Genomic DNA, 2,367 nt, shown 5'->3' on the forward strand with positions numbered 1-2,367 from the left:
GCCTTGGTCTCGAGGAACTCGTGGAAGGCGAAATCGCCCCACTCGCGCCCGTTGCCGCTCATCTTGTAGCCGCCGAAGGGCGCGGTCAGATCGCCGCCGCCGCCGTTGATCGACACCTGGCCGGCGCGGAGCTTGCGCGCCACGTCGCGGGCGGCCGTGATGTCGGCCGCCTGCACATAGGCCGCCAGGCCATATTCGGTGTCGTTGCCGATCTCGATCGCCTGGTCGACGGTGTCGTAGCCCAGGATCGACAGCACCGGCCCAAAGATCTCTTCCTTGGCGATGGTCATGTCGTTGGTGACGTTGGCGAAGACCGTCGGCTTCACATAGTAGCCCTTGTCGAGCCCTTCGGGCCGCCCGGTGCCGCCGATGACCAGGGTCGCGCCCTCGTCGATGCCGGCCTGGATCAGCTTCTGGATCTTGTCGAACTGGGTCTTGTTGACCACCGGACCCAGCTGGGCGTTGCCGTTCGGGTCGCCGACGGTCACGCCGGCGGCGGCTTCGCGGGCGACGGTGATCGCCTCGTCCATCCGCTTGCCGGGCACCAGCATGCGGCTGGGCGCATTACAGGACTGGCCGGAGTTGGGCATCATCGAGGCCACGCCGCGGCCGACCCCCTTGGCGAAGGCGTCGTCGTCGAGGACGATGTTCGGGCTCTTGCCGCCCAGTTCCTGCGCCACGCGCTTAACGGTGGGAGCCGCGGCCTTGGCCACCTCGATCCCGGCCCGCGTGGAGCCGGTGAAGGAGACCATGTCCACGTCCGGATGGCTCGACATCGCCGCCCCGACCGTGGGCCCGTCGCCGTTCACCAGATTGAACACGCCCGCCGGCACGCCCGCCGCATGCATGATCTCGGCGAAGATGTAGCCCGAGAAGGGCGCCACTTCCGAGGGTTTGAGCACCATGGTGCAGCCGGTGGCGATCGCCGGGGCCACCTTGCAGACGATCTGGTTCAGCGGCCAGTTCCAGGGGGTGATGAAGGCGCAGACGCCGATCGGCTCCTTGACGATCATCGTCGGGCCGCGGTCTTCCTCGAACTTGAAGGTCTTCAGGATCTCGATGGCGGTCGAGAGGTGACCCATGCCGATCGGAACCTGGGCCCGCTGCGCCAGTGAGGACGGCGCGCCCATTTCCTCAGTGACTGCGGTGGCCAGGTCGCCGAACCGCTTCTGGTACTCGGCCAGGATGCGGCCCAGCACTTCCAGACGCTCTTCGCGGCTGGTCTGAGACCAGGCGCCGAAGGCCTTGCGGGCGGCTTTCACGGCCTTGTCCACGTCGGCGGCCGCGCCCAGCGCGATCTTGCCGGCGACCTCTTCGGTGGCCGGGTTCTCGACGTCCAGCGTCTTCAGCTCGACCGGGTCAACCCATTCGCCATTGATGTAGAATTTGAGGTACTCGCGCATAGACGTCCTCCCGGGAGCGTTCGGTTTTGAGGTATCGCCGGGTGGGGTGGCCCGCCCGGCTTCGCCAGCTATTTTAGTGATCGGCGGTAAGTGGGGAAGACAGATTCCCTAAAAGCCTCGGAATGACCCCAATTCACCGCCGATGGATCACCTTTGGTGGATCAGGGGCGCGCCGGCCAATGGCGAGCGGGCCTTCAGCACATAGCCCGCGCGGATCGAGCCGATGTAGAGGTCCTTCAGGTCGCTCCCGCCCCAGGTGACGTTGGTCGGGTGGTTGACCGTCTCGCCGGAGGGATCGTGGATCAAGGTGACCACCGCCTTGGAGGGCAGGATCGCCACCACCTTGTTGGCCGCCGGCAGGCAGACCCAGACGTTGCCCTCGACGTCCATGCCCACGCCGTCGGTATAGCCCAGGTCGTTGTGGTCGGGCGCGGGCTTGCCGGGTTCCTGCAACAGACCCAGGGCCGGACCGTAGCGTTCCCCTTTGCCCAGCCTACCGCCGGGCAGGATCGGGAAGGCCCGCACGTCGGGGCCGGTGGTCTGGGCGCAGAACAGGGTCCTTTCGTCCGCCGAGAGGGTCAGGCCGTTGGGGAACTTCAATCCGTCCGCCACGATCGAGGTCGAGCCGTCGGGCCGCAGCACGAACAGGAACCCATCCGGCCGCCCGTCGAGGGCCTGGGGCCAGGTCTCGGCGTGGGTGGAGTTGGCGCACCAGGTGTTCCCGGCCTCGTCCATCACCGGATAGTTGGCGGAGGTCAGACGCCTGCCGTCCACCTCAGCGACCAGGGTCTCGTGCTTTCCCGTCGCCGGATCGAACCGCTGCAGCGGCCCGTCCTCCCGGTCGTAGATGCCGAAATTGGCGATCAGCACCCGGCCCTGGGCGTTCGTTGCCCTTCCAGCACGCCTTTGCCCCATTCAATGTCATCCATCGTCGCAGCACCGTCACGTCCAGGCCAGCTCGGCA

The 2,367-nt window shown here is 67.0% G+C and carries 2 protein-coding genes; both read right to left on the reverse strand.

What is annotated here, in order from left to right:
* Positions 1 to 1,403, reverse strand: a 1,403-nt coding sequence (locus E8A12_RS12885; protein ID WP_293369318.1) for an aldehyde dehydrogenase family protein, incomplete at its 3' end; no start/stop codon positions are given.
* A gap of 147 nt (positions 1,404 to 1,550) precedes the next feature.
* Positions 1,551 to 2,318: an SMP-30/gluconolactonase/LRE family protein gene (locus E8A12_RS12890; protein ID WP_293369319.1), complete on the reverse strand. Its 768-nt coding sequence runs from the start codon at positions 2,316 to 2,318 to the stop codon at positions 1,551 to 1,553.
* Between the last annotated feature and the right edge of the window lie 49 nt (positions 2,319 to 2,367).

Origin of the sequence: Phenylobacterium sp., from assembly GCF_004799395.1 — a bacterium.
Classification (GTDB): domain Bacteria; phylum Pseudomonadota; class Alphaproteobacteria; order Caulobacterales; family Caulobacteraceae; genus Phenylobacterium.